This window comes from Polaribacter sp. BAL334, from assembly GCF_015767435.1.
Taxonomy (GTDB): Bacteria; Bacteroidota; Bacteroidia; order Flavobacteriales; family Flavobacteriaceae; genus Polaribacter.
Map to the genome: position 1 here is coordinate 1 of NZ_JADWOV010000135.1, position 399 is coordinate 399.

Below are 399 nucleotides of genomic sequence, written 5' to 3' on the forward strand. Positions count from 1 at the left end.
ATATATAAATAACTGATTACAAGTATTTTAGATAATATTTTTGAACTTTATTATTCATTTTTAGGTAATTTTTGAACCTTATTATTCAATATCATAAAATAGTTTAACAACTTTAGAACTTAAATTTCTGCCTTTACGAATTATGTAAGGATTTACAATATAAACCTTACCATATCTGTTGTGGTTTCCGTAAAATAGTAATCCTTGGTTAATAAGGCTGTTTAATTTTCTTTTAGTTGGTTGTGTCTTGTTGCAAATTAATTTAGCTATGGAGGCTGTATTAAGTGGTTGTCCCTGATTATCTATGCAAATGTTGTAATTAATTAATAAATTACTTGATAAAGAAAACAATAATGCTAAATCGACCTGCTTTATACCTCGATTCATAAGTCTTGTTAG

At 25.8% G+C, this 399-nt stretch carries 1 protein-coding gene; it reads right to left on the bottom strand.

Annotated elements, in window-relative coordinates; translation table 11 throughout:
• Window positions 1-81 precede the first annotated feature (81 nt).
• Window positions 82-399: hypothetical protein (locus IU405_RS15575; RefSeq protein ID WP_231749419.1), on the bottom strand; the 318-nt coding region annotated here is incomplete at its 5' end.